The organism is Paenibacillus sp. J31R34 (assembly GCF_059383715.1).
In genome coordinates this window covers 1,314,816-1,339,804 of record NZ_JBXENU010000001.1, presented here as the reverse complement: position 1 = coordinate 1,339,804, position 24,989 = coordinate 1,314,816, and the positions used below count along the sequence as shown (strand labels likewise).

Sequence of the window (24,989 nt, the reverse complement as noted above, 5' to 3'; positions counted from 1 at the left end):
ATGACCATTCGTTCAGGAAAAAGCATACTTTTAATCATTGGAATGTTATTATTAGGAGGATGCTCGTTGTTCGAGGATGCCAAGCAGGCGGTCAATTCCGTATCGAGCTCGGCCGACTATGTGACGGGGGCGGCTTCGTACATGCAGACGCTGACAAGCTTCAGCGAGCAGGCGACGCAGCTTGCGGAGCAAGCCGTAAACGATGCGAGTGCACGCGCCGATTATAAGGAGCAGCTGGTAGCTGTGCAGGACTCGATCAAGCAGTTTGGCGAGCTGCAAGCGCCGGATTTTGCCAAGGATGTCCATCAGACCGTGGTCGATTATAATTTGAAGCTGCAGGAAAGCATTGATGCGGTGCTGAAGCAGATCGAAGACGGCAAAGCATTGGTTGACGCAACGGAAATTCCAAATACGATTAACAAAATCAACGAGCTGTTAAATCAAGTAAATCAACTTCAGCAGCTGGTGTCGTAACGGTAAAGAGAGGAAGAATGAAAGATGAAAGTAAATATTTTGCATGCTAGCATGACGAACTCTAAGGAATCTGGTTTCGTGGGCAAGGTTCATTTTGAAGTAGAGGGCCAGACGAACCAATACGAAATTGCCCTTCACAGCCGCAAGGCGACTGAGTGGGGCTACGGTTTATTTTTTCTGAATGAATCGGGCAAGGAAGAAGATCTTTTAGCGGTCGAGGATGAGCTGGAAGAGGATGATGAGCTGTTTGATTCCCTCGTGAAAGCGGCTTGGGAAACACTGGAGAAGAAATAAACCTTTACGCGTATATGGCTGAAGCCGTCCTCTGACGGCAAAGCTGCCGTTTCGAGGGTGCAATATAAGCCCATTTATAAGTGCAAAACTTATAAATTCTTATATTTTGAAAAATAGAGCTGGCGCAAGCCTGGACATGCAGTCCATGCTTGCGCTGGCTCTATTTACGTCTAGGCTGATGGCATAAACGCACTTGTCGATCATACAATCTAATGTTATCATTAAGATTACAATTTAATAGGAAGGGAATAAGTGTCAGCAGGCGCTCAAGGCGCCCAAGTTGACTTAATAGGGAAGTCGGTGAGAGACCGGCGCGGACCCGCCACTGTATGAAGCGACTGACGCTTCAAAGCCAGGAGACCTGCTTATTTCAACGACACTGTAAACCTACGTGGATATTAGGAAGGTGTTAGAGATTGGATGGCCCTTCGCTGTCTGCGTTTAACAAGGACATTGGTCTTTTCAAGCATTTCTAACACATAGCGTTAGAGGTGCTTTTTTTGTTGGATAGAAATTGTAAATTGCTACATAGAAGGAGTTGGGCATCAATGAGTGAAGCAGGCGTCGGCAAGCTGTTAATTATCGGATTCGGCCCAGGGAGCTTCGAGCATATTACGAAACGCGCCCGTGAAGCGATTCAGGAGAGCGATATAGTCATCGGCTATAACACGTATGTGGACTTGATTCGGGAGCTAATCAGCGATCAGGCGATTGTGCGGACAGGGATGACGGAGGAGGTCAGCCGGGCGCAGGAAGCGGTGCGCCAGGCGGAGAACGGCAAGAAGGTTGCCGTTATATCAAGCGGCGATGCGGGCGTGTACGGTATGGCAGGACTCGTGTATGAGGTGCTGATTGAGAAGGGCTGGAAGCGTAATGGCGGGGTAGAGGTTGAAGTCATTCCCGGCATTTCCGCCATTAACTCGACAGCGTCCCTGCTCGGCGCACCGATTATGCACGATGCTTGCACGATCAGCCTAAGCGATCATTTGACCCCTTGGGAGCTGATAGCGCGCAGAGTAGAAGCGGCAGGACAAGCGGATTTCGTCATTGCGCTTTATAACCCGCGCAGCGGCAGAAGAACACGGCAAATCGTGGAGACGCAGCGTATTTTGCTCAAATACCGTTCGCCAGATACGCCGGTTGGCATTGTGAAAAGCGCGTATCGCGACCGTGAGGATATTGTCGTGACGACGCTTGCCCGTATGCTTGATCATGATATCGGCATGCTGACAACGGTCGTTATTGGCAACTCCACAACCGTTAATTATGATGGGCTGATGATTACGCCGCGTGGCTATCAGCGCAAATATACGCTGGGTGAAGGCGCGCAGCCTTTGAAGCCTCACCAGCGTCTGCAAGAGAAGAATGAGCCGTGGGCACTTCATACGGCAGGAATGCCGGAGCTCTCAGGTGATGGAGACTATCCTGAGGATGAATATGATAGGGCGGACTCTTTGGTGGAGCGGGAAGAGCCGCAAATGGCGGTGCCAGACCAGCCGAGAAATGAAAATGGGCAAGGCGGCGGCGTAGCCGTAGCCATAGCACCTCCAGTCGCACCCGTGAAGCCTGCTCCAGCTCCGGTTGATAAAGCTGCTTCATCGAAGGTGGAGTCAGCCGCGATGCCAGCTGTCTCGCCACTTCATTTGGCGATGGAAGCAGTACTGCTTAATGATCGCAGCAAGGGTATAGAGCCTAGTGCGGCATATGTGGAAGCTGCGAGCCGATTGCCTGTATTTACGCAGCAATCGGTTTTGGAGTTCGCCGTAAGCCCGGGTGTAGCGACGAAGAACTTTACTCCCCAGCAGTTGGTGGCACTGGCGCAGGCGGTTGGCGAGAAGGGCTCGATTGAATATACACCGCATCATCATCTGCTTGTGCGGATTCCGACGTCTGATCCAGAAAGCGTTACGGCAAAGCTGCGTGCGGATGGCCTCAGTCTGGCGCCGATCGGTGATGTTTTGCAACTGAAGGCTTGCGATTTTTGCAATCTGGAGAAGGCGGAATCGGTTCCATATGCCGATGAACTGCAAGAGAAGATCGGCGGCATGGCCATGCCGAAGGAGCTGCGTGTCGGGTTCAATGGCTGCGGCATGGCTTGTTATGGCGCAGTTAACGAGGATATCGGCATCGTGTATCGCCGTGGCAAATTTGATTTGTTCCTCGGCGGCAAAACCGTCGGCCGCAATGCACATGCGGCGCAGCCGGTTGCCGAAGGCATTGCAGCCGAGGAAATCGTGCCACTGATTGAACGCATTATTGCACTGTATAAATCGGAAGGCCATCCGAATGAGCGCTTTCATAAATTTTTTAAACGGATGGGTCAAATAGAAGGCTATCGCTATCAAGAGCTGCCTGTTTTTCATATCGAAGACGCATTGTGCGGAGACTAGCTACAGCAAGGGAGATGAAGGAAGATGGATGCGGTTTTATTTGTAGGGCACGGAAGCCGGGATGAGAGAGGAAATGAAGAGGTGCGCGAGTTTGTCGCCTCTGTAGCGTCAACACTGAAAGCAGATTTGGTAGAGCTGTGCTTTCTGGAGTTTGTCACGCCGACGATGAAGCAGGGCTTTGATATTTGCGTATCAAAAGGGGCGACTCGGATCGCCGTTATTCCGATTACGTTATTTTCGGCAGGGCATGCAAAGCTTCATATGCCTGCGGCAATTGATGAGGCAAAGCTGCGTTATCCAGCTATAAATATTATTTATGGACGGCCGATTGGCGTTCACGATCAAGTGCTGGAAATTTTGACCTCCCGCCTTGGCGAAGCCGCTGCGGCAGAGGAAAGCGAGCTTGCTGATACGGCTATTTTGATCGTCGGTCGGGGCAGCAGCGATGCCGATGCGAACAGTGAGCTATTTAAAATTTCCCGTTTGTTCTGGGAGCGCCTTAAAGTCAAATGGGTCGAAACCGCCTTTATTGGCGTAACGGCGCCTCTGATGGATGAAGGTGTAGAGCGCTGCCTCAAGCTGGGCGCGCGTAAAGTTATTATATTGCCGTACTTCCTGTTTACCGGCGTTTTAATTAAACGGATGGAAGCAGCGATGGAGCAATATACGGCTGCTTATCCGGAAACGGAATTTGTGCTTGCGGAATATTTTGGCTTCCACCCGCTGCTTAAAGAGATTTTGAAAGATCGCGCCGCAGAAGCGCTGCAGGACGAAGTGAAGATGAACTGCGATATGTGCCAGTTCCGCCTGCAGGCGATGAAAGATCATGACCATCACCACCACCATGATCATGATCATGACCACCATGACCATCACCATCATGATCACGATCACGGGCATGATCATCATGACCATAATCATGAACACCATGCGCATGATCACGAGCATCATCATGAGGGCCATACGCATGAGCATAACCATGAGCACCATGATCACGACCATGATCACCACGACCACGAGCACCTTGAAATTGGCGAGCCTGCTGCTAATGCCAAGGAAGATGCCCCGCAGAAAAATGATCCGTCCAAGGCAGCAACGCTTGTCGGGGAGGGTTAGGCCATGATTTTTATGCTATGTGGAACGAGCGATGCGAGGGAGCTCGCCGTACAAATTAAGGCACAGGGCTATAGCGTGCTGACTTCGGTCGTGACCGACAGTGCGGCAGGCAGCTTGAAGGAGGCCGGACTTGACGTGCGAGTGGGACGGCTAACCGCAGACGAAATGGCAGCTTACCTGAAGGAAAATCAGGTAAAGGCTGTCGTTGATGCCAGCCATCCCTTTGCTGAGGAGGCGCATCGCAATGCGATGGCGGCGGCCGAGCAAGCATCGGTGCCTTATATTCGCTATGAGCGCGAGAGCCTGACCTTTGACGGACAGCCGCTAATCCAGTATGCGGATGATTACGCCGAAGCAGCCGAAATGGCGGCTGCCAAAGGCGGCGTCGTAATGCTGACGACCGGCAGCAAAACGCTGCAGGTTTTTACCGAGCGCCTGCTAGGCTTGCCTAACGTGACGCTGATCGCCCGCATGCTGCCGCGTCTCGACAATATGGAGAAATGCGATGCGCTTGGACTGCCGCAAAAGCATATCGTTGCCATGCAGGGTCCATTTTCCAAAGCGCTCAATCGCGCCCTTTATGAGCAATTCGGCGTGACGCTGATGATTACGAAGGAGAGCGGCAAGGTTGGCTCTGTGGATGAGAAGCTGGAAGCGGCGCTTGAAATGGGTGTTGAGACGATTATTATTGGGCGTCCTAAGCTTGCGTATGGGCATGTTTTTTCGCGTTTTGACGAAATAAGCGATACATTAAAGGAAATGTTGAGTTAAATACACGTTGCATCATAATTGAAGGAGCTGAGCGAAAAACATGGATTTTTTGACCGATTTTAAACCGCTTACTGTACAGCCGCAGGAAATTGAAGCACGCAGCTTTGAAATGATTACCGAGGAGCTAGGGGAGCACCCGTTCACAGATGAGCAATATTCTGTTGTACAGCGCGTTATTCACGCTTCCGCCGATTTTGAGCTGGGACGCAGCATGATGTTCCATAAGGATGCGGTACAGGCAGGCATTAAGGCGATCCTCGCAGGCAAGCCTGTAGTTGCCGATGTGCAAATGGTTCAGGTAGGAATCAGCAAGCCGCGCATTGAGAAGTTTGGCGGCGACGTGCGTGTATACATATCGGATGCAGATGTGATGGAGGAGGCGAAGCGCCTTAATACGACGCGGGCGATTATTTCCATTCGCAAAGCGATTCGTGAAGCGGACGGCGGTATTTATGCGATCGGAAACGCGCCTACAGCGCTGCTGGAGTTAATTAGACTGGTGAAAAATGGCGAAGCCAAACCCGGCCTTATCGTTGGTGTGCCCGTCGGCTTCGTATCGGCAGCAGAATCGAAGGAGGAGCTTGCCAAGCTGGACATTCCGTTTATTACGAATCTCGGACGAAAGGGCGGGAGCCCGGTTGCCGTGGCTGCGGTTAACGCGATTTCCCTGCTGGCAGAGCGCCAAGTGTAAAAAGCGTGGACAAGAAAGAGGATAAGCCGCTTCGCCATGGCTATACGACGGGCTCTTGTGCAACAGCTGCGACGAAAGCGGCGCTGACTGCGCTGATTTTGCGCGAGCAGCAGACCGAGTCGGAAATTGTGCTGCCGATTGGCGAGCGGGTCACTTTCACCATTGTAAGCTGTGAGCTGAATGGCGATGCCGCAAAAGCTGAAGTGATTAAGGACGGCGGCGACGATCCGGATGCTACGCATGGCGCAAGCATTTTTTCGGAGGTCAAATGGCATGACGGCGAAGGCGTTATACTTGATGGCGGCATTGGTGTTGGCCGGGTAACGAAGCCCGGTCTGCCCGTGGCGGTTGGCGAAGCCGCCATTAATCCGGTGCCGCGCCGCATGATTCACGAAGCGGTCGAAGAGGTGCTGCGATCGTTCGAGCTGGAGGGGCGAGGCGTAAGCGTCGTCATTTCTGTGCCGGAAGGCGAGCGAATCGCGCTCAAAACGTTAAATGGTCGCCTTGGTATTCTAGGCGGCATTTCCATACTCGGAACGAGAGGCACCGTTGTGCCGTTCTCTACTGCAGCATACAAAGCGAGCGTCGCGCAAGCGATTAATGTCGCAGCCGTCAGCGGCTGCGACCATCTTGTTTTATCGACAGGTGGCCGTACGGAAAAGTTTGGGATGGAGCTGTATCCCGATTTGCCGGAGGAGGCTTTTATCGAGATGGGCGATTTTATCGGCTTCTCGCTGAAAATGGCCCGAAACAAGCAAATTCGCAAAGTAACGCTTGTCGGCATGATGGGCAAGTTTTCGAAGGTGGCGCAGGGCGTCATGATGGTGCATTCCAAAAGCGCGCCAGTCGACTTCGGCTTTCTCGCCGAAATAGCGGAATATGCAGCTGTTCCCGAAGGACTTGTGGAAGAAATACGCGGCGCGAACACCGCTTCACAGGTTGGCGATATGATGCAGGAGCGCGGCATTGATGCCTTTTTCGAACGAATGAGCGAGCTGTGTTGCTATCATAGCAAGAAGGAAGCGGGCGGACTGCTGACAGTCGAGACGGTCATTATATCGATGAAAGCCCAGCTGTTAGGCAGGGCTGAGCAATAGCGTTTTCAAATGCATGCAAGCTGCTTGGCAGCAAAGGGATCGGGGGAGATAGAGCTTGGGGAACAAAATCAAAATGATCGGCATTGGCGATGATGGAGCGGCAGGCTTGCCGTCGCTTTATGAAGGCTGGATTCAAGAGAGTGAAGTACTGGTTGGCGGCGAGCGCCATTTGGCGTTTTTTCCGCAATATGCAGGCGAGAAAATCGTCATTAAAGGCGGCTTGACTGACTTGGCCAAGCAGCTGCAGGCGGAGAGCAGACGGACGGTTGTGCTCGCTTCCGGCGATCCGTTGTTTTATGGCATTGGCGGTTATTTGGCGGGCAAGGTGGAGCTGGACATTTATCCGGCGCACAGCTCGGTGCAGCTTGCTTTTGCGCGAATGGGCGAAAGCTGGCATGATGCGCTGCTGACTAGCGTTCACGGCAAGAGCATCAAGGGACTGGCACAGCGTATCGACGGCAAAGCGAAGATTGCGCTGCTGACCGATGACAAAAACAATCCAAGCGTAATCGCTCGCTACTTGCTCGATTTCGGCATGACTGAATATAAAGCCTTTTTGGCTGAAAATTTAGGTGGAGCGGATGAGCGCACGGGGTGGTATGAGCTGAGTGAGCTTGCGGAGGCGGAATTTTCTCCGCTGAATGTCTTGATTTTGAAGCGTGTAGGGACGAGCCCCTCGTGGCCGCTCGGCATTGCTGACAGCGAGTTTGCCCAGCGTAAGCCGGACAAAGGACTAATTACTAAACGTGAAATTCGCGTGCTCAGCCTTGCGGCTATGCAGCTCAGGGAGACGAGCACGGTTTGGGATATTGGCACCTGCACAGGCTCCATGGCGATTGAGGCAGCACGCATTGCCCGCCAAGGCGACGTATATGCCATAGAGAAGAACGAAGGCGATCTTGCCAATTGTGTGGAAAACGCCCGGAAATTCAGAACCGACCTGACGACGCGGCTGGGACGCGCACCTGTTGGCCTGGACACGTTTGCCGATCCCGATGCTGTATTTATCGGCGGTAGCGGCGGCGAGCTGCGTGAGCTGCTGCATATTTGCTGCACGCGGCTTAAGGAAGGCGGACGCATCGTCGTGAATGCGGCAACGATTGAGACGATGGGCAAAGCGATGAGTGCTTTTGAGGATGAAGGCTTTAAAACCGATATTACGCTGGCACAGCTGTCGCGCAGCAAACCGATATTGGATTTGACGCGTTTTGATGCGCTTAATCCGATTTTTCTAATTACGGCTTGGAAGCAGCCAGAGATACTCACCGAGGAGGAAAGCAGCAATGACTAAGCTCGGCAAATTATATGGAATCGGAATTGGACCGGGGGATCCGGAGCTGATTACCGTTAAAGCTTTTCGGCTTATGAAGGAATGTCCGGTTATCGCATACCCGCGCAAAAAGATGGGCGCCAAAAGCTACGCGCTGACGATTGCTGAACTGTATGTGAACGCAGCGGAGAAAGAAATGCTCGGACTGACCTTTCCGATGACGAAGGACCGCGAATCGCTGGAGCGCCAGTGGGAGAAGACGGTGCAGCAGGTATGGCAGCCGATTAGCGAAGGCCGCGATGTGGCGTTCGTGACGGAAGGCGACCCGATGATCTACAGCACGTATATCCACCTGATGCGGCTTATGCGCGAGCGTCACCCTGAAGTGGAAATGCAGGCAATTCCCGGCATTTCTTCTTTTAATGCGTCGGCTTCCCGCCTTGGCATTCCGCTTGCCGACGGCGACGAGCATGTGGCGATTGTTCCAGCAACGCCAAGCTATGAAGCGATGCGTACAGCGATTGAGCGCCATGACTGCGTCGTATTCATCAAAGTTGCTAAGGTGCTGGATTTGATGCTGACTGTATTGCGCGACTTGAAGCTGATTAAGAACGCTTATGTTTTGACGAAGGTTACATCGTCCGAGGAGCAGGTATGGATGGATGTTGAAGAGCTCCAAGGGCGCGAGCTTGAATACTTGACATTAATGGTGGTGAGAAAATGATTGTACATATTATTGGCGCGGGTCCCGGCGATCCGGATCTCATTACGGTAAAAGGGCTCAAGCTGCTGCAAGCGGCAGATGTCGTCATGTATACCGATTCGCTCGTTAATGAAGAGCTGATTGCGAAAGCGAAGCCCGAAGCTGAGGTGCTGAAAAGCGCAGGCATGGATTTGGATGAAATGGTTGGCATCATCGTAGACCGGGTAAAGCAGGGGAAAAGCGTAGCCCGTATTCATACAGGCGATCCTGCGATGTATGGGGCTATTTTGGAGCAGATGGTGCTGCTTAAGCGTGAAGGCATCCATTGTGAAATCGTCCCAGGCGTAAGCTCGGTATTTGCTGCCGCTGCTGCGGTTGGCGCTGAGCTGACGATTCCTGACCTGACCCAAACGGTCATTTTGACGCGGGCCGAAGGACGGACACCTGTTCCAGAGCTGGAGAAGCTGAAGGATTTGGCGGCGCATCGCTGTACGATCGCGTTGTTCCTCAGCGCTACGCTGACGCGCAAAGTGGTGCAGGAATTTAAAGATGCCGGCTGGGAAGATGAGACGCCGATTGCCGTCGTTCGCCGTGCGAGCTGGCCGGATCAGCTAATTATCCGCACAACGCTTGCCGAGCTCGACAATGCGATGCGCGAGCATGGCATTCGTGCACATGCGATGATTTTAGCAGGCTGGGCGCTTGATCCGGAGCTGCATAACAAGGATGCGCACCGTTCGAAGCTGTATGACAAAACGTTCACGCACCGCTTCCGCAGAGGAGTGAAGCCGGAATGAGTGCGATCATTCAGCTGGAAGAAGGCATCATCCCGGAAATTCGCCAGAAGCACGAATATGCAGTAGTTGCCATTACGAAGCATGGTGTGCAGACAGGCAGAAGGCTGCTGGAAAATATGGGAGCAGTCGATTTGTATTACATGGGCAAATTCGAAGCAGGAGATGAGGAAAGCCGCGGCATTCAGCTATTCAACGGCTCGGTGCGCATGCTGTTTCCTGCCTTGTTTCCGAAATATAAAGGAATTATTTGTATTATTTCACTTGGCGCAGTTGTGCGAATGATTGCTCCATTGCTGCAGGACAAGAAAAAGGACCCAGGCATCGTTGTTATTGATGATAAGGGGGAACATGTCATTAGCGTGCTGTCCGGTCATCTTGGCGGAGCGAATGAGCTGACGCGCGAGACGGCAGCGGCTATTGGCGCGCGTCCAGTGCTGACGACGGCATCGGATGTACAGCGCACGCTGCCTGTCGATTTGTTCGGGCGGCGCTTTGGCTGGGAGTGGGAAAGCGATGCAAAGCTGACACCTGTCAGCGCCGCTGTCGTCAATGAGGAGCCCGTTGCTATTGTGCAGGAGTCGGGCGAGCGGAACTGGTGGATGCATGAAACACCAATGCCACCTAATCTGGTCATTTACGACTCTATTGCCGCAGCGGAGTCGGCCGCGCCTAACGCGGCGCTCATTGTCACACACCGCCTGCTGGAGGAGGATGAGCAGAAGCTGCTGGATAACGGCGTGCTCTATCGGCCGAAGGTGCTGGCGCTTGGCGTTGGCTGCAATCGGGGGACGTCTGCGGAAGAAATCGAAGCGGTTATCGCTTCCGCATTGGAAGGGATCCGGGCTTCGATCCGAAGCGTCAAGGCGATCTGTACCATTGATCTCAAAAAGGATGAAGAAGGACTGCTCGCGGTATGCGCCAAGTATGGCTGGCCGCTAGTGACTTATACGCCTGCGGAGCTGAACGAAGAGGAAATTAGCGAGCCTTCTGAAACGGTATTTAAATTTACTGGAGCTTACGGGGTAAGCGAGCCTGCGGCGAAGCGTTATACGAAAAACAATGAGCTGCTGCTGGGCAAGCAAAAATCCGGCAATGTAACGATTTCGATTGGACTTATTCCATTCACATAAGCCGTGCAGCACAGCTTTTTTTCGCAAGTCCTTAACGAAAGGAATTCACATGTTATGACGATAGCAACGCAAAAAAGAATTATCATTGCCGGAACGGGCAGCGGAGTTGGCAAAACGACGACAACGGTCGGACTGATGGCTGCTTTAGCGCGCAGAGGTTTTGCGGTACAAGGCTTTAAGAGCGGGCCGGACTACATAGACCCAACCTATCATACGGCGGCGACAGGGCGGCAGTCACGCAATCTGGACAGCTGGATGTGTCCTCCTGCCACGGTGAAGGAAATTTATTCGCGTGCTTCAAGTACGGCGGATATTTCAATCATTGAAGGTGTAATGGGGCTATATGATGGCAAAAATCCGCTTTCCAACGAAGGCAGTACTGCTGAGCTTGCTGTGCTGCTGGACTGCCCCGTGCTGCTGGTCGTCAACTGCCAAAGCATGGCTCGCAGTGCAGCGGCTATTGTGAAGGGCTTTCAGGCGCTGGATGACAATGTGCGCATCGTTGGCGTTATTGTGAACAAGGTGGGCAGCGACAGCCATTATGAGATTGTGAAAGCGGCTATCGAACAGGAATGCGGTATTCCAGTCGTCGGTTATTTCAAGCGCAGCAGCGAGCTTCATATACCTGAACGTCACTTGGGTCTCGTGCCTTCAATTGAACGAGGCGAGCTGTCGCCTTTATTCGACCAACTGGTGGCGATGTGCGAAGCGACTGTTGATCTTGATCGCGTGCTTGCGCTGGCAGAAGCGCCAGTAATTTCTGAAGCAGCAGCAGGTACTTCCTTATTCGTGAGGAGAAATCCCGAGGGCAGCGTGCGAATGGCGGTTGCCAAGGACGCGGCGTTTCATTTTTATTATCCGGATAATCTTGAGCTGCTAGAGGCTTGTGGAGCCGAGCTTGTATACTTCTCGCCGCTTGCAGGGGAAGCTGTGCCGAATGATGTATCAGGCTTGTATATTGGCGGCGGCTTTCCAGAAGAATTTGCCGAGCAGCTGGCGCAGCAGCAGCACGTTCACCAGTCGGTGCGGGACGCCATTGCTAACGGCATGCCGACGCTTGCTGAATGTGGCGGTTATATGTATCTAACGGAGCAGCTTACGAATACGAGCGGCAATAGCTATGCGATGGCTGGCGTGCTGCCGGGAAGCGTGGTCATGCAAGGCAAGCTTGCAGCGTTAGGCTATAGGGAGGCAAAGGGGCTGGGCGCTAATTTTCTGCTGCCTGAGGGCGATCAGGCTCGCGGACATGAATTTCATTATTCTGTCTATGTGCCAAGCACCGATAGTGAAACGCCGGAGCCTGCCTATGAGACAAAGGGCAGACGCGGCGTGAAGCAGGAAGGGGCGCAGCTCGCGCAGCTGGTTGCAGGCTATACGCACTTTCATTTTGCCTCAAATCCGGAGATGGCTGAGCGCTGGATTGCTGCATGCTGGGCCTATTCTGTTCGTAAAGCATAATTTGCGCTGAAGCGCTTACGCTTATTGAAAATATAGGAAAGGATAGGATTGTTCCATCCTTTCTCTATATTTCTACGCGAAACGGAAGCTTTGCCGCCAGAGGACGGCGACAGCCGTTTACGCTTGGCCATTTTAAACATTTCGTAACTTTTATATGTATGGTTTCCGCTATCATAGTAATGATGAGTGACCTAAACATATAACCGGGGGATGTCCAATTACTATGACGGATTTTCAATATAAAATAAATCGTTTAAGACAATGCGAGTCTATATGCTATACGATATGCCTAAAGCTATTGCAAAACGAGCAGCAGGCGGCGAAAGCGGCGGAATGGCTGCTCAAACGCTTGTTTACAGACGAGCAGTTTTGGAAAACTTCCGACGCTGCACGGGACCGGTATATTTTTCGTATCGCAAGCAGTGCTTATTTAAATCAGACACAGATGCGCTCCTTTATGAAAACATCATAAGGGGCGTGTTTGTTGTTAAGGGAAGGAAGCAGGGCGACTATGATTAATACGAGCAATACACGCAGCGTTACTATCGCACTGTTCGTAGCAACCTTTCTGGCAGCGATCGAAGGGACGATCGTCAGTACGGCTATGCCGAGCATAACGCGAGAGCTGCAAGGAACCCAGCAGTATAGCTGGGTTATTTCCATTTATTTGCTTGCTACGGTCGTCACAACACCGATTTATGGCAAGCTGTCAGATTTATTTGGCCGCAAAAATATGTTTATGATTGGGGCTGCGATTTTTTTGTGCGGCTCGATGCTCTCTGGCCTTGCGCAAACGATGACGCAGCTTATTATTTTTCGCGCGATACAAGGGCTGGGGGCTGGTGCGCTCACAACGATTCCTTATACGATAATTGGTGATTTATACGCTTATGAGCAGCGGGCGAAGGTACAGGGCTGGATGTCGAGCATTTGGGGAATAGCTGGTATATCGGGTCCTTTGCTTGGTGGGCTGCTAGTCGATTATGTCTCTTGGCGGGCGATATTTTATATGAATTTGCCCTTTGGCATTGTCGCGATGTTTCTGCTTGGCTCTACTTTGAAGGAAGCTTACGAGAAGCGGAAGCGATCGATTGATTATGGCGGAATTGGCACGTTTGCGGTAGGCATGTTCTGTTTTCTCTATGCCTTGACCCTGCTGCGTTCAGAGACGGGCGAGCAGGGAGCCAGCTATACGGAAATCGGACTGCTTTTTGCAGTTGCTGCGGTGCTGCTGGCGCTGTTCTTCTATATTGAGAAGCGTGTGCAGGAGCCGCTGATTCCGCTCGTTTTGTTCAAAAATCGCACCATCAGCATGGTGAATTTGCTCAGCTTTTTGCTATGCGTCGTCAACGTCGTTATTATTTTTTATTTGCCACTCTGGCTGCAGGGCGTTTATGGAAAAAGCGCCACCTATTCCGGTTTGGCGATGATTCCGCTTTCGGTTAGCTGGCCGCTCGGCTCGATTTTGGCAGGCACGTGGATTTCGCGAATTGGGCTTAGAAATATAACGTTACTCAGTGCGCTTTCCCTCGTATTAGGAAGCTTGGGCTTCATGTTCCTGAATGCCACGACGCCGATTGCCTTGTTTATGCTCTATATGTTTTTAACGGGCTTAAGCTTTGGGCTTGCGCTAACCAGCTGTACCGTATCCGTGTCATCCGCTGTCGAACGGCAAATGCGCGGTGCCTCGGTTGCCACGAATAACTTTATACGGACGCTCGGCCAGACGATCGGAATTGCTTTATTCGGCCTTCTGCTGCACACTGGCAGCACGAATATCATCGACCCGCTATTGCTGGAGGAAAGCTTGCACCGGATCTTTACGATAGTGGTCGTATTGTCGCTCGTTGTCGGGGTAGTATCGCTAGCTTTACCACGTATATCCTCGGCAGAGCGGCAGGAAACGAAGCACGCTTCTTAAAATATTTGTCATAAATAATTGGTAGAGTGCAACTTTTCAGATTATATTGCGTCCAAACTTTTGGCGGATATGTAGAGAAATCGCAATTTTATTTTGGAAAAGGAGATTCACATGCTTAAAAAAGTCAGCTTATTTGCACTCGTATTCCTTTTTGTCTTTACTTTGGCTGTGCCGATTCAGGCGGAAGCAGCGCAAAATGTCCTAGGTCAAGAGCAGCTCGTTCTGCTTCAAAAGTCGAATAAAATGTACCATAATGGCACGCTGTATACAGCTACACAGCCTGTAACTGAACTGAAAGGCACGACCTACGTTTCGGGGCGCTCAATCGCAGAGCGGCTCGGCGGCAAAATCGTATTTGACAAGGTAGCTAAGGAGTATGTGCTGACGACGGAAAAAAACGTACTTCGTTATGCCATTGGCAGCTCCACCTACAATGTGAACGGAACGGTCCAAAAGTTTACTGGAGCACCTTACAACTTGAAGGGTACGCTGATGATTCCGCTTCGTACGCTGCTGCAGCCGCAGGGCATCACGATGAAAGTGAACAAGGCGGAGAAAAAAATTACGCTGACGTGGACAGTAAAGATCGCGCCGGTCGCAACTTTTACAGTAAGCCCTAAAGTCATTTATGCGAATGAAACACAGGTGACTTATACGAACCAGACGACCAGCAGCACCCCTATTGTGGACGAGCGCTGGGAAGGCAATTTGCCAATGTTTGACCAGCCAGGCACGTATACGGTAACCCATTGGGTTCAGGATTCGGATGGCGTCTGGAGCGAACCCTATACGGTGACGCTTGAAGTGCTTCAACCGAATTTACCGCCAGTAGCGAAGTTTGTTACCAACAAAACGAGCTACATGATGGGCGAGCCGATTGAATATACTGACCTTAGCAGCGATGAAGAAAACGCGATTACGAGCACGAGCTGGACGAATAAACAGCTAGGCTTTTTCGAGCCAGGTCCACAGACGATTTCCTTGAAGGTAACGGACAAGCATGGAGCAAGCAATGAATATTCGCTTTCGATTATGATTGAAGATCAAGAGCTTTACTCCAAGCAGGACTTTGGCATGTTGTTCACGCCTCCGGGTGAGCGCTTCTCGATTAATGGAGCTTCGGTTCTGAATTATGATGTGATTCCTTATTCATTGACAGAGTATGGACAGCAGACACTGCTTCGCAGCAACAGTCCAGAGCGAATTGTAAATGAAGGCGTGTATTATACAGACTCGGCATCGGGCAACGTTCGCTTGATGTCGCATAACGTAAACAACCGCTTGAACAATGTGCGGATGTACATCGTCGCTACGAACGAGACTAATCAGGAAGCGACGGTTCAGACACAGCGTGTCGGTATTGGCGGTCCTGCGCTGTACGTTTCGGCAACGGGCAAATCTTCTATTAGCAAATATTTGACCTCGCGCATGAATCCGGTCATGAATGATATTACAACGATTCCAGCGGGCGAGAGCCGTCTTATTTTGAAGCAGCTCAGCGATTTGAAAATTTCGCCGGACCGCGTATTGACAATGATGGCGGATGTTTCGACTTCCGGTCCAATTAAATTCAGCTACGTCATTATTGATGACGGCAAGGATGTTCTATCCGAATTGCCGCTGCTGCCGTATCTGGAGCCGGATGGCATTCACATTCGCGGTACCTTCGAGAAGGCAGATCGTACGATCAACCTTACCCAGCCAGTAGGCTCAGAGCCAGGCCGTATGATATTTGGCGATAAAGTAGTCGATACACGCCTTACAACGATCGACAAGCTTACTGGTGCAACGATTTACAATGAAGGAAACTATGGCGTTGTCTACGTCGTGAAGCTGTTCAATGTTCAGCCTAATACGCTTATTGCCTTGAACCCGCGTGGCGGACATTATGGCGGCGCCTTCCTCGTCAACAACAATGTGGTCCTGACGACGAATAACTCCTTCCTAGCGAACAATGGTGAAGCGGGTGTTCTGTACCGGACGGGAAGCTCATCAGAAGCGGTAACGATTGTATTCTCGCCGGCATCCGGCAGCAACTTGCCAATCAATTTGCTGTTTATGCCAATGCCAGAGAAGAAAAGCTAGCGAATACAGCAAGCAAATTCAAGCAAAAGCATCATTATGTTCACAAATGTGAACACAATGATGCTTTTTTTATTGCGATAGGGAATTTCCGAACATTAGGCAGTGAGCCATCAGAGGATAAAAAGTTTTTGTTATGGAATGTGAATTATTTATGATAGCTCGTCATACTGCTTAAATCGGGAGAAACGACAAGGCTCTAGTTCGCATCTTGATTCTCGATTGATTATTTCAGTTGCAGCTAGACGCGCAATTAGCGGAGCCAGAGTAATGGCAGAATGCATCACCGTCACATAAAGTCCCTTCATCTGATTATGAAAGCCTACAATTGGATAGCCGTCCTCTGGCATTGGTCTCAACCCAACTTTGATGCTTTCCAGCTCCAATTGCTCCCCACCCTTCAGGCTGCGACGCAGCGTCTCAAAGGCACGTTTGCCCACGGCCTCTGGTCCATTTTCCTCCGAATCATCGATATAATCTTCCGCAGCTAGTAATGAATGATCGGTTAGCTGACGCGCTTCAAACTGCGCATTCGAGATTAATGTGTGTATTAGTCTACTCGAGGTCTTCATTTGAATCAGAATGGAAGGTGACGGCGTTACTGGTACAGGGCAGCCTAATGAATTGCAAAGTTCGGATACGCCTGTACCCGCGGCTAATACCACAACATCCGACTCCAAAAATCCGTTTGAGGTATGTACGCCTATTAAGCGTGAATTTTCTTGCTGCAGTTGTGTAACGTTGGTATCAAACTGTACCTTTGCTCCGTATTCCTGTGCTTTTCTTAACAATAGTTCCGTTAATTCGATCGGATCTACTGCTCCTTCTTCATTGGCAAACATCGCATCGTTCGGATACTCCTTCAGATTCGGTTCCAATGCCTCAATCTGCTCTCGGTTTAAATTTTGTAGGTAGATTTGTTCATTTAGGTTCGAATCGCCCCACGTTAATGCTCCGTGCCATTGAATTTGTAATTCGGGTAGCTCTTGCTGCAGTGCAAGGTATTCTTCTGAAGCACTGTCATACAAATGTCTGTACTGGGGAGCCACCCTATGTGTTGTATGTATCCAGGCAAATGATTTTTCTGTAACTTCACGGGCTGCGGTAGGGTGTCGTTCAATAATGGTTACATCCTGATTTCGTTTTGCTAGATGATAGGCCATACAGGCTCCGACAATTCCTGCTCCTATAATGACTACTTTTTGTTTTTCCAGCAGTGACGCCCCCTTTTTCATCCTATTTTAACATATGCATGTTATCTCAGTTAATAGAGTAGATATAAAAGAAAAAGCGAACGATAGTGAGTGTTTTTCGATAGATTGTAAGGAGAAAATCAAACGAGCGAGTCCAGTTCATGTCATCTTTTTCTTTGAAAGCGGTATATTTATTGTGTTTTAGGCATTTACCCACGACAACATGTTAAGTTTAATTACATATACTATTGATAAATCGGGTTCAGTGCTTTATTATGTTATAAAACATAACGCAAACTTGAAAGAGGGCAATTCTATGACGACTATACTTATTCGCAACGCAACGATAATGACGATGAATGAACGTGGCGATATTTTAACGGGAGATTTGCTCATTCGCGGCAAGCGTATTGCTCAAATTGGCGGTGAGATATCGGCTGATGGGGTGGATCGAATCATTGAGGCTGATGGCAAAGTTATACTTCCCGGCTTCGTACAGACACATATACATCTATGCCAGACGTTATTTCGCGGTCGGGCAGATGATCTGGCTTTAATCGAATGGCTGCGCGAGCGGATTTGGCCGCTAGAGGCAGCTCACAGCCCAGATTCGGTTTATTATTCCGCTATGCTGGGCATCGGCGAGCTGATCCGCAGCGGGACAACAACGATTTTGGATATGGAGACGGTGCATCATACCGAGTCGGCATTCCAGGCGATATTAGAGAGCGGCATTCGCGCCATTTCCGGCAAGGTGATGATGGACCATGGCACGGAAGTGCCGCTGGCGCTTCAGGAAAATACGCAGCAATCGTTGCAGCAAAGCGTGGATTTGCTCGAAAAATGGAATGGCGCTGGCGAAGGCCGGATCCAATATGCTTTTTGTCCAAGGTTCGTTGTGTCTTGTACAGAGGAATTGCTCATTGGAGTACGCGATTTATCCGAGCAATATAAGGTTAAGGTGCATACCCATGCTTCCGAAAATACCGGAGAAATCGCAATTGTGGAAGCGGAACGCGGCAAGCGCAACGTCGTTTATTTGGATCATATCGGGCTGGCAAAGCCGAATTTGATTTTGGCCCACAGCATTTGGCTCGATGAGGAAGAGAAGCGGATTATTAAGGAAAGAGGCGTGAAGGTCACCCATTGCCCCGGCTCTAATATGAAGCTGGCATCCGGCATTGCGGAAATTCCCGAACTGCTGCGCGAAGGCATCGATATTGGTATTGGAGCGGATGGCGCGGCATGCAACAACAATTTGGATATGTATCAGGAAATGCGGCTGACCGCCTTTATCCAGAAGGTGAAGCATGGCCCCACGGTCATGGATGCGCGCACCGTGCTGCGGATGGCGACGATGGGCGGCGCGAAGGTGCTCGGCATGGAAGACGACATTGGCAGCTTAGAGGAAGGCAAGCTAGCGGATTTGCAAATGCTTGATTTGGAGGATTTTCATGTGTATCCGTCCTATGATGCAGATTGGTTCTCGCGGGTGGTCTATGCGGCAACCCGTGGCGACGTGGATACCGTAATTATTGACGGACAAATCGTCATGGAGAAACGCATTATGAAGACGATTGACAAGCCGCTTGTGCTGCGGGAATCTGATCGTTCCCTTCGCGGACTGCTGGCAAGGCTGTAGCATATAGGCTGCAGGCCAGAAATTCATTTCATTAATAACCTCATATATAAAAGGCGGTGGCTGCTTGTGGATATGCACGAAGTACTGGATTCAATTGCGACACTTGAACAGCCGACCGCGCTCGCAACGATTATACGGGTAGAGGGCCATGCTTACCGCAAGGAAGGGGCAGCGATGCTGCTAAGGCTGGATGGAACGAGGACGGGAAGTATTAGTTCCGGCTGTCTGGAGGCTGATTTGCAGGAGCGGGTTAGCCGCGTGTGCTCTGCCGAAGCTTTTGAAATTATTATCTATAATATGCAGCCGGAAGAGGACATAATGTGGGGCGATACCATCGGCTGTGGCGGCATTATCCATGTGCTGCTGGAGCCTGTAACGACGGTACTCAGAGAACAGCTGCTGACGGCAAAAAATAGGCTGCGGGCGGGAGCGACGATTTTTTTGAATAGAAGCTGGTCGAGCGTAGGGGGTAGCATCTGCTATAAATTAGAGCCAGCAGCAGTGGTCAGTCTTTCTCGAAATAGATGGAAAGCTAGTGCTGATGAGCACGGAGAGGCTGGGACATTTTCGGTGAAGCTGGAGCCGCGTTCACGAGCCATTGTATTTGGCGCTGGACCTGATGCAGAGGCACTTTGCACGATGCTTCCAGGCTGCGGATTTGATGTTGTTGTGGCGGATTGGCATACACAAATTAGCTCTGAAAATCAGGTTAACCCCTGTGGTAGCGTGGTGAGGGTTACTGGTAAGCCTGATGAGCTTGCCTCGAAGCTGCAATTTAATAGAACGGACTATTTCGTCGTATGCAGCCATCAGTTCCACTATGATCATCAACTGATTCAGCTGGCACTGGCAGCACAATCTATTTATATCGGCGTCATGGGCTCTCGTAAACGAATGCAGCAATTATTTGGTGAAGGAAAGCTTCCTGAAAATGTTTATGCTCCGATTGGACTTTCGATAGATGCAGAGGGACCATACGAAATTGCGTTAAGCATCGCTTCCGAGCTAGTGCAAGTAAGGGCTGCGAATCGTACGAAAGATAAGGAGGCGACTGGCGATGCAGGTGTCAGGCATTTACTTGGCGGCGGGCCTCAGCAGCAGGATGAAGCAGCCGAAGCTGCGGCTTCCTTTATCGCCGGAAGCTATGCTTGGCAGTCAGGCGCTTCATGCTCTATTAAATAGTGTCATCAAAAGCTGGATTGTCGTTCATCGCACCAACGATGAACTGGAGTGGCTGGACACTCCTGAACTGGAGCGGGCTTGCACCGCAGCGCAACTGCACAAGCGAGAAAGCCCTCTGGCGGCGCGTGGAATGTCCTACTCGCTGCACAGCGGGTTTGAGGCACTGCTTGCTCTACATCCACATACGGATGCCGTCCTTATCGCGTTAGCTGACCAGCCTTTTGTGACGGCAAGGATGGCAGAGCGTTTGATTGAGGCACTGGAGCAGGATTCTACGCTTGATTACGCGGCCTTCAGCGACGGAGCGGCGACGATGCCTCCGGCGCTGCTGCGAACAACGATGTTTTCCGCTTTGGAGGAGCTGGAGGGTGATCAAGGAGCAAGACGGCTCTTTGCTACAGGCAAGTATAAAGGGAAAATACTGGATTTAAACGGTGAGCCTGACTTTGCGCTTCATGATATTGACGACGAGGAGAGTCTGCTGGCTGCTATTGATTTTTGGAACAGGAGGGAGAGCGATGGCCATAAATAAACAAACGAAGCCGGAGTCTCCCGTCGTATGGCAGGCAAGTGATGCTGCGGAAGCTTGCACGCTCAAGCAGCAGCTTGGCGAGGATGGCGTTTTTGTTGCAGGCGGGACGCTGCTTCGTACGTGGTGGGAAGCGGGAACTGCCCGTATGCCTGGCCATTTAATCGATATAAGCGGAATGGCCAACATGCAGAAGCCGATTGTGCTTGTTTCAAGCAGCCATGATCGGCAAATTTGTCAGATCGGAGCGGCGGCGCTGCTGTCAGAGGTCAGAAATGATTCATTTATAAGGACTCATTATTCGCTGCTCATAACCGCGATGAAAAATATCGCTGCCCCATCAATACGGAACCTGGCTACGCTAGGGGGCAATGTTCTGTCCCGGGTGGGCGACGCACTTCCAGCGCTGCTTGTATATGAGGCGGTGCTCCTCTGGCATGATGGGCAAGGAGAATTTCAGCAGTCGCTTGCAGAATGGTTATTGGAAGCCCAGGTAAGTGCCGCATGGAAAAATCGTCTGCTGCTCGCCATTATATTGCCGCCAGTTGAACTACCAGAACAGGAGGGGGATAGAAGGTTGGACGTCTATCACAAGGTTGGCCGCCGCGAAGTGTTCACTCCGTCGATTGCGACTGTCGCTATAAGCGCCATTGTAAGCTCCGAGCAGCATATCGTGGATGTACGCCTTGCAGCTGGCGGCGGGCAGACGGCGCCAAAGCGGCTTGAGCATACAGAACTGCTGCTTAAGGACGGCAAGCTTGACCGTTCGCTGCTCCATTCTTGTTATACGTCGGTCATGGAGCATTTTCATCCGGTAGGCGATGTGTTCGCTTCGGAAAGCTATCGTAAGAAGACAGCTGCCAATCTAATTGTGTCGGAGCTGTGGAAAGCGATGCAGCCCAAAGCATAATATGCTAGCTAGCTTAGCGTTCATAGAGGAGAGGTGATAGCGATGCTGTTGAACCGTGAATCAAGTGGCAAACGGTGGCGAATCAGGCCGGATGGGCTGGGGAAGGTAACAGGCAGCCTTGCTTATTTGACAGATATGTCGGCAGCAGGCATGCTCTATGGCCGGGTTCTGCGCAGTCCGCATCCTCATGCTCTTATTCTCAGCATTTGTACCGAGAAGGCGCAGCAGCTTGAAGGTGTTCATGCCGTGCTGACCCATCTCGATGTACCCGGATTGAACCGCTATGGCATTGCCCATCAAGATCAGCCTGTTTTTTGTGAAAATAAAGTTCGGTATGTCGGCGATGCAGTGGCAGCTGTAGCCGCAGAGACGGCTGAGCTAGCCGAATATGCTCTTACTCTCATTGATGTCGATTATGAGCTGCTGCCGATCGTTGACGATGCCGAGCTGGCGCTTTTGCAGGATGCGCCGTTGCTTCATCCGCAGGGCAATGTGCTGCATCGCAGCCAGTTTAATAGAGGGCAGCCAGACAGAGGGTTCGCTGCCTGTGCCCATATTGTAGAGGATACTTATTTTACGCCGAGGCAGATGCACACCTATATGGAAACCGAAGGCGGCTTGTTTGTGCCCGAGGAGGATGGGCGGTTGACGGTATATTCGCCTACTCAGCATGGGTTTATGGATCGTCTGCAATTGTCGCGGATTACCGCGATGAAGCAGGAGCGAATCCGCATCGTCTCAAGCCCCATTGGCGGCTCCTTCGGCGGCAAGGATGAATTGAATGTGCAGCCTTATGGCGCGCTGCTGGCGCTAAAAACAAACCTCCCCGTCAAGCTTCATCATTCCAGATGGGAATCGGTACGCGCCGGGCTGAAGCGACATCCGATGAAAATTTCGATGAAAACCGGTACAGATGCGAGCGGCCGCCTGCTTGCGCATCAAGTGCGGATTATCGCCGACACTGGCGCGTATGCGACGCTGGGAGCAGAGGTACTTAACTTTGCCGTTGAGCATGTACTTGGACCATACCGCTACGAGCATGTGGAGGTAGACGGTTATTCCGTCTATACGAACAACGGAATGTCCGGCGAGTTTCGCGGCTTTGGCGGAAACCAAGCGATTTTTGCATTGGAAGGGCAGCTTGACCGGCTTGCAGAGAAGCTTGGCATGGACCCTTGGGAGCTGCGGCGGATGAATATGCGTATGCCGGATGATCCGGGCCCGTTCGGCCAGCCGATCGTCGTAACCGAAGGTGCCATGCAGGTGTGGAATGCAGCTGAAGCGAGCGGCTTGTGGCAGGAAAGAGGGATGCCGAATCGAGAAGAGGAGCGCGAGCCGTGGATTAAGGTGGGTATTGGCTCAGCCTTCACCATGCACGGCGGCGGGCTGGGTGTAGGCATTCCCGATCCGGCAGGCGGCAGGCTCTTGTTGGCAGCCGATGGCCGTATTGAAGCGATATTCGGCTACGAGGAATTTGGGCAAGGCTTGCTTGCTACGCTTGCGCTGATGCTGATCGAGCAATTCGGTTTGGCTGAATCCGATATACGGATGATTATCGGGGATACCGATCTAGTGCCCGACAGCGGCTCTACAACAGCTTCTAGAGCGACCAGCATGATGTGGAAGACGCTGCAAAATCTGAAAGCGCCGTTTACCTCGCAAATGCTGGAACGGGCGGCGGAGCTGCTGGGGAAATCAGCTGATAAGCTCGCAATGGGAGCAGGAGGCATTTATGAGACGGCAGGCGGTTCCTTGCTGCTGACATATAAGGAGCTGGCTGAGGCAGAAGGAAAGCGGATAAGCTGCTCGACCGCCTTTCAGTTCCCGACATCAGATACCCCACGAACAGGAGCCCATTTTTTATATACGTATGCGGCAGTTGTTGTGAAGGTAGAGATTAATCAGCTGACGGGAAGAGTGAGGGTGCTTGACCAATACCATGCGGTAGCGGCAGGGCCTGTGATGAACCCGCAAGGCTTTCTTGGGCAAATTGAAGGCGGCAGCAGCATGGCGCTTGGATTTGCGATTACGGAAGATGCGGTTATGCAGCAGGGACAATATATGACGAAAAATTTGGATACGTATTTAGTTCCGACGATTGTGGAGCATCGCGGTACGGTCAGTGTTGAGCCGATTGAGCATTTGCCGCAAGGAGATACCTACGGTCCGCGCGGCATTGGTGAAGTAGGCTCGGTTACGCTTGCTCCGGCCATCGCCGCTGCTATTCATCAGGCGGTGGGCATTCGCGTGACGAAGCTGCCGATAGAGCCGGAGCTGCTGCAAAATGATTGTGCTTTTGCTTTTGCTGAAGAGGCGGTGAGCAAGCGATGAGCAAGCATGAAATGCTGGGAACGCCGCGAGGCGCAGAGCAGTCGGAGCTGGCCTGCACCATCAATGGCGAGGAAATGAAGCTGGAAGTGGCGGGAGCAAGACGGCTGCTATCCGTACTGCGAGACGATTTAGCGCTCACGGGAACGAAGCGTTCCTGTGAAATTGGGCGCTGCGGCGCCTGTATGGTACTAGTAGATGGCAAGCCGATTAATGCTTGCTTAACGATGGCCTACCAATGCGCGGGCAAGCAAATTACGACAATTGAAGGCATCGGTGCGGCTGATGGAGGCATGGACCCCGTACAGCGCGCTTTTCTCGAAGAGGGAGGCTTTCAATGCGGCTACTGCACGCCTGGCATGATTATTTCGGTTAAGGCGCTGCTGGATCGAAGCCCTGACCCAAGTGAAGAAGAAGTGGAAGAAGCACTATCAGGCAATATTTGCCGTTGCACCGGCTACGGAGGCATTAAACGGGCCGCCCAGCGGGCGATAGAGTGGAGGAGGGAAGCGCCATGAAATTGGACTTGTTAAATACGATGAGCCGTGAGGCATTTACGGAAGCGCTTGGCGCAATTTTTGAACATTCGCCTTGGGTGGCGGAACTGGCATGGGAGAATAAACCGTTCAGCTCGGTTGAACAGCTGCATGAGAGCATGGTAAATGCGGCATATACGGCGGGAGAGGAGCGGGTGCTTGTGCTTATTCGCGAGCATCCCGATCTGGCAACTCGAATCAGCATTGGCGAATATTCCACAAAAGAGCAGCAAGGGGCGGGACTTAGCCAGTTGACGCCTGAGGAATACGGGCAGTTTGCAGCGATGAACCGCCAGTATACGGAGAAGTTTGGCTTTCCATTTATTTTGGCGGTTCGTGGCAAAAGCAAAGCAGACATCCAGGAAGCGATGGCAGCGCGCATCGACAACAGCCTTCAGGAGGAACTAGAGGAGGCGAAATGGCAAATCGCCCGCATCACCTCCTTACGCCTCAACGATTTAATTGAGCAGTAGCA

General features: G+C 51.5%; 23 protein-coding genes and 1 riboswitch. Of the genes, 22 read left to right on the top strand and 1 reads right to left on the bottom strand.

Annotated elements, in window-relative coordinates; all coding sequences use genetic code 11:
* The first annotated feature begins 66 nt into the window (after positions 1-66).
* The 15 genes from AC50YG_RS05425 to AC50YG_RS05355 all read left to right on the top strand — a co-directional run bounded on the left by AC50YG_RS05425 (position 67) and on the right by AC50YG_RS05355 (position 16,197).
* A complete protein-coding gene (locus AC50YG_RS05425; protein WP_494825210.1) occupies positions 67-474 on the top strand; it encodes a DUF6376 family protein in 408 nt (135 codons plus the stop codon).
* 24 nt (positions 475-498) lie between these two features.
* Positions 499-768, top strand: coding sequence for a hypothetical protein (locus tag AC50YG_RS05420; RefSeq protein ID WP_341282584.1), 270 nt, complete (start codon positions 499-501; stop codon positions 766-768).
* 233 nt (positions 769-1,001) lie between these two features.
* Positions 1,002-1,151: riboswitch (cobalamin riboswitch) on the top strand.
* 165 nt (positions 1,152-1,316) lie between these two features.
* Complete coding sequence (cobJ, locus tag AC50YG_RS05415) at positions 1,317-3,158, top strand: precorrin-3B C(17)-methyltransferase (protein ID WP_494825208.1); 1,842 nt, start codon at positions 1,317-1,319, stop codon at positions 3,156-3,158.
* Positions 3,159-3,182: 24 nt separating this feature from the next.
* Positions 3,183-4,274 (top strand): sirohydrochlorin chelatase, encoded by a 1,092-nt coding sequence (locus tag AC50YG_RS05410; RefSeq protein WP_494825206.1) that lies wholly within the window; start codon positions 3,183-3,185, stop codon positions 4,272-4,274.
* A gap of 3 nt (positions 4,275-4,277) precedes the next feature.
* Entirely contained in the window at positions 4,278-5,045 is a 768-nt protein-coding gene (gene cobK / locus AC50YG_RS05405; RefSeq protein WP_473759242.1) for a precorrin-6A reductase, read from the top strand.
* A 40-nt stretch (positions 5,046-5,085) separates the two neighbouring features.
* Positions 5,086-5,736, top strand: a complete 651-nt coding sequence (locus AC50YG_RS05400) for a precorrin-8X methylmutase (RefSeq protein WP_341282588.1) — start codon at positions 5,086-5,088, stop codon at positions 5,734-5,736.
* Positions 5,737-5,741: 5 nt separating this feature from the next.
* The gene (locus AC50YG_RS05395) at positions 5,742-6,833 is read left to right on the top strand and encodes a cobalt-precorrin-5B (C(1))-methyltransferase (RefSeq protein WP_494825204.1); all 1,092 of its coding nucleotides are present in this window, start codon (positions 5,742-5,744) and stop codon (positions 6,831-6,833) included.
* Positions 6,834-6,906: 73 nt separating this feature from the next.
* Entirely contained in the window at positions 6,907-8,124 is a 1,218-nt protein-coding gene (gene cbiE / locus AC50YG_RS05390; RefSeq protein ID WP_473760188.1) for a precorrin-6y C5,15-methyltransferase (decarboxylating) subunit CbiE, read from the top strand.
* On the top strand, positions 8,117-8,827 hold the full coding sequence (gene cobI / locus AC50YG_RS05385) for a precorrin-2 C(20)-methyltransferase (protein ID WP_341282591.1): 711 nt from the start codon (positions 8,117-8,119) through the stop codon (positions 8,825-8,827). The genes cbiE and cobI overlap by 8 nt, the downstream gene beginning before the upstream one ends.
* The gene (gene cobM, locus AC50YG_RS05380) at positions 8,824-9,603 is read left to right on the top strand and encodes a precorrin-4 C(11)-methyltransferase (RefSeq protein ID WP_046233158.1); all 780 of its coding nucleotides are present in this window, start codon (positions 8,824-8,826) and stop codon (positions 9,601-9,603) included. The genes cobI and cobM overlap by 4 nt, the downstream gene beginning before the upstream one ends.
* On the top strand, positions 9,600-10,733 hold the full coding sequence (locus AC50YG_RS05375; RefSeq protein ID WP_494825202.1) for a cobalt-precorrin 5A hydrolase: 1,134 nt from the start codon (positions 9,600-9,602) through the stop codon (positions 10,731-10,733). The genes cobM and AC50YG_RS05375 overlap by 4 nt, the downstream gene beginning before the upstream one ends.
* A 54-nt stretch (positions 10,734-10,787) precedes the next feature.
* Complete coding sequence (locus tag AC50YG_RS05370; protein WP_494825200.1) at positions 10,788-12,191, top strand: cobyrinic acid a,c-diamide synthase CobB; 1,404 nt, start codon at positions 10,788-10,790, stop codon at positions 12,189-12,191.
* Positions 12,192-12,414: 223 nt separating this feature from the next.
* Entirely contained in the window at positions 12,415-12,663 is a 249-nt protein-coding gene (locus tag AC50YG_RS05365) for a hypothetical protein (protein ID WP_341282593.1), read from the top strand.
* Between the two features lie 39 nt (positions 12,664-12,702).
* Positions 12,703-14,112 carry an MDR family MFS transporter gene (locus AC50YG_RS05360; protein ID WP_494825199.1) on the top strand — a complete coding sequence of 470 codons (1,410 nt, stop codon included), beginning with the start codon at positions 12,703-12,705 and terminating at the stop codon, positions 14,110-14,112.
* A 111-nt stretch (positions 14,113-14,223) separates the two neighbouring features.
* Entirely contained in the window at positions 14,224-16,197 is a 1,974-nt protein-coding gene (locus AC50YG_RS05355; protein ID WP_494825198.1) for a copper amine oxidase N-terminal domain-containing protein, read from the top strand.
* A gap of 149 nt (positions 16,198-16,346) precedes the next feature.
* Here AC50YG_RS05355 and AC50YG_RS05350 read toward each other — a convergent pair whose 3' ends face one another.
* Complete coding sequence (locus tag AC50YG_RS05350) at positions 16,347-17,429, bottom strand: NAD(P)/FAD-dependent oxidoreductase (RefSeq protein ID WP_494825197.1); 1,083 nt, start codon at positions 17,427-17,429, stop codon at positions 16,347-16,349.
* A gap of 274 nt (positions 17,430-17,703) precedes the next feature.
* Here AC50YG_RS05350 and AC50YG_RS05345 point away from each other — a divergent pair, with 274 nt between their 5' ends.
* The 7 genes from AC50YG_RS05345 to uraD all read left to right on the top strand — a co-directional run bounded on the left by AC50YG_RS05345 (position 17,704) and on the right by uraD (position 24,987).
* The gene (locus AC50YG_RS05345) at positions 17,704-19,029 is read left to right on the top strand and encodes a 5'-deoxyadenosine deaminase (protein WP_494825195.1); all 1,326 of its coding nucleotides are present in this window, start codon (positions 17,704-17,706) and stop codon (positions 19,027-19,029) included.
* A gap of 72 nt (positions 19,030-19,101) precedes the next feature.
* A complete protein-coding gene (locus tag AC50YG_RS05340; RefSeq protein WP_494825325.1) occupies positions 19,102-20,211 on the top strand; it encodes an XdhC family protein in 1,110 nt (369 codons plus the stop codon).
* Entirely contained in the window at positions 20,132-20,743 is a 612-nt protein-coding gene (locus AC50YG_RS05335) for a nucleotidyltransferase family protein (RefSeq protein ID WP_494825193.1), read from the top strand. Before AC50YG_RS05340 ends, AC50YG_RS05335 begins: the two co-directional genes overlap by 80 nt.
* Positions 20,730-21,650 carry an FAD binding domain-containing protein gene (locus AC50YG_RS05330; RefSeq protein WP_494825192.1) on the top strand — a complete coding sequence of 307 codons (921 nt, stop codon included), beginning with the start codon at positions 20,730-20,732 and terminating at the stop codon, positions 21,648-21,650. The genes AC50YG_RS05335 and AC50YG_RS05330 overlap by 14 nt, the downstream gene beginning before the upstream one ends.
* A 42-nt stretch (positions 21,651-21,692) precedes the next feature.
* Positions 21,693-23,981, top strand: a complete 2,289-nt coding sequence (gene pucD / locus AC50YG_RS05325) for a xanthine dehydrogenase subunit D (RefSeq protein ID WP_494825190.1) — start codon at positions 21,693-21,695, stop codon at positions 23,979-23,981.
* The gene (locus AC50YG_RS05320) at positions 23,978-24,496 is read left to right on the top strand and encodes a (2Fe-2S)-binding protein (protein WP_494825189.1); all 519 of its coding nucleotides are present in this window, start codon (positions 23,978-23,980) and stop codon (positions 24,494-24,496) included. The genes pucD and AC50YG_RS05320 overlap by 4 nt, the downstream gene beginning before the upstream one ends.
* A complete protein-coding gene (gene uraD / locus AC50YG_RS05315; protein WP_473759227.1) occupies positions 24,493-24,987 on the top strand; it encodes a 2-oxo-4-hydroxy-4-carboxy-5-ureidoimidazoline decarboxylase in 495 nt (164 codons plus the stop codon). The genes AC50YG_RS05320 and uraD overlap by 4 nt, the downstream gene beginning before the upstream one ends.
* Positions 24,988-24,989 lie beyond the last annotated feature (2 nt).

Bases quoted from the DNA above. Each gene is read 5' to 3' on its own strand.
- AC50YG_RS05420 (WP_341282584.1), top strand. From the start codon at position 499: ATGAAAGTAAATATTTTGCATGCTAGCATGACGAACTCTAAGGAATCT.
- cobJ (WP_494825208.1), top strand. From the start codon at position 1,317: ATGAGTGAAGCAGGCGTCGGCAAGCTGTTAATTATCGGATTCGGCCCA.
- AC50YG_RS05410 (WP_494825206.1), top strand. From the start codon at position 3,183: ATGGATGCGGTTTTATTTGTAGGGCACGGAAGCCGGGATGAGAGAGGA.
- cobK (WP_473759242.1), top strand. From the start codon at position 4,278: ATGATTTTTATGCTATGTGGAACGAGCGATGCGAGGGAGCTCGCCGTA.
- AC50YG_RS05400 (WP_341282588.1), top strand. From the start codon at position 5,086: ATGGATTTTTTGACCGATTTTAAACCGCTTACTGTACAGCCGCAGGAA.
- cbiE (WP_473760188.1), top strand. From the start codon at position 6,907: ATGATCGGCATTGGCGATGATGGAGCGGCAGGCTTGCCGTCGCTTTAT.
- cobI (WP_341282591.1), top strand. From the start codon at position 8,117: ATGACTAAGCTCGGCAAATTATATGGAATCGGAATTGGACCGGGGGAT.
- cobM (WP_046233158.1), top strand. From the start codon at position 8,824: ATGATTGTACATATTATTGGCGCGGGTCCCGGCGATCCGGATCTCATT.
- AC50YG_RS05375 (WP_494825202.1), top strand. From the start codon at position 9,600: ATGAGTGCGATCATTCAGCTGGAAGAAGGCATCATCCCGGAAATTCGC.
- AC50YG_RS05370 (WP_494825200.1), top strand. From the start codon at position 10,788: ATGACGATAGCAACGCAAAAAAGAATTATCATTGCCGGAACGGGCAGC.
- AC50YG_RS05365 (WP_341282593.1), top strand. From the start codon at position 12,415: ATGACGGATTTTCAATATAAAATAAATCGTTTAAGACAATGCGAGTCT.
- AC50YG_RS05360 (WP_494825199.1), top strand. From the start codon at position 12,703: ATGATTAATACGAGCAATACACGCAGCGTTACTATCGCACTGTTCGTA.
- AC50YG_RS05355 (WP_494825198.1), top strand. From the start codon at position 14,224: ATGCTTAAAAAAGTCAGCTTATTTGCACTCGTATTCCTTTTTGTCTTT.
- AC50YG_RS05350 (WP_494825197.1), bottom strand. From the start codon at position 17,429: ATGAAAAAGGGGGCGTCACTGCTGGAAAAACAAAAAGTAGTCATTATA.
- AC50YG_RS05345 (WP_494825195.1), top strand. From the start codon at position 17,704: ATGACGACTATACTTATTCGCAACGCAACGATAATGACGATGAATGAA.
- AC50YG_RS05340 (WP_494825325.1), top strand. From the start codon at position 19,102: ATGCACGAAGTACTGGATTCAATTGCGACACTTGAACAGCCGACCGCG.
- AC50YG_RS05335 (WP_494825193.1), top strand. From the start codon at position 20,132: ATGAAGCAGCCGAAGCTGCGGCTTCCTTTATCGCCGGAAGCTATGCTT.
- AC50YG_RS05330 (WP_494825192.1), top strand. From the start codon at position 20,730: ATGGCCATAAATAAACAAACGAAGCCGGAGTCTCCCGTCGTATGGCAG.
- pucD (WP_494825190.1), top strand. From the start codon at position 21,693: ATGCTGTTGAACCGTGAATCAAGTGGCAAACGGTGGCGAATCAGGCCG.
- AC50YG_RS05320 (WP_494825189.1), top strand. From the start codon at position 23,978: ATGAGCAAGCATGAAATGCTGGGAACGCCGCGAGGCGCAGAGCAGTCG.
- uraD (WP_473759227.1), top strand. From the start codon at position 24,493: ATGAAATTGGACTTGTTAAATACGATGAGCCGTGAGGCATTTACGGAA.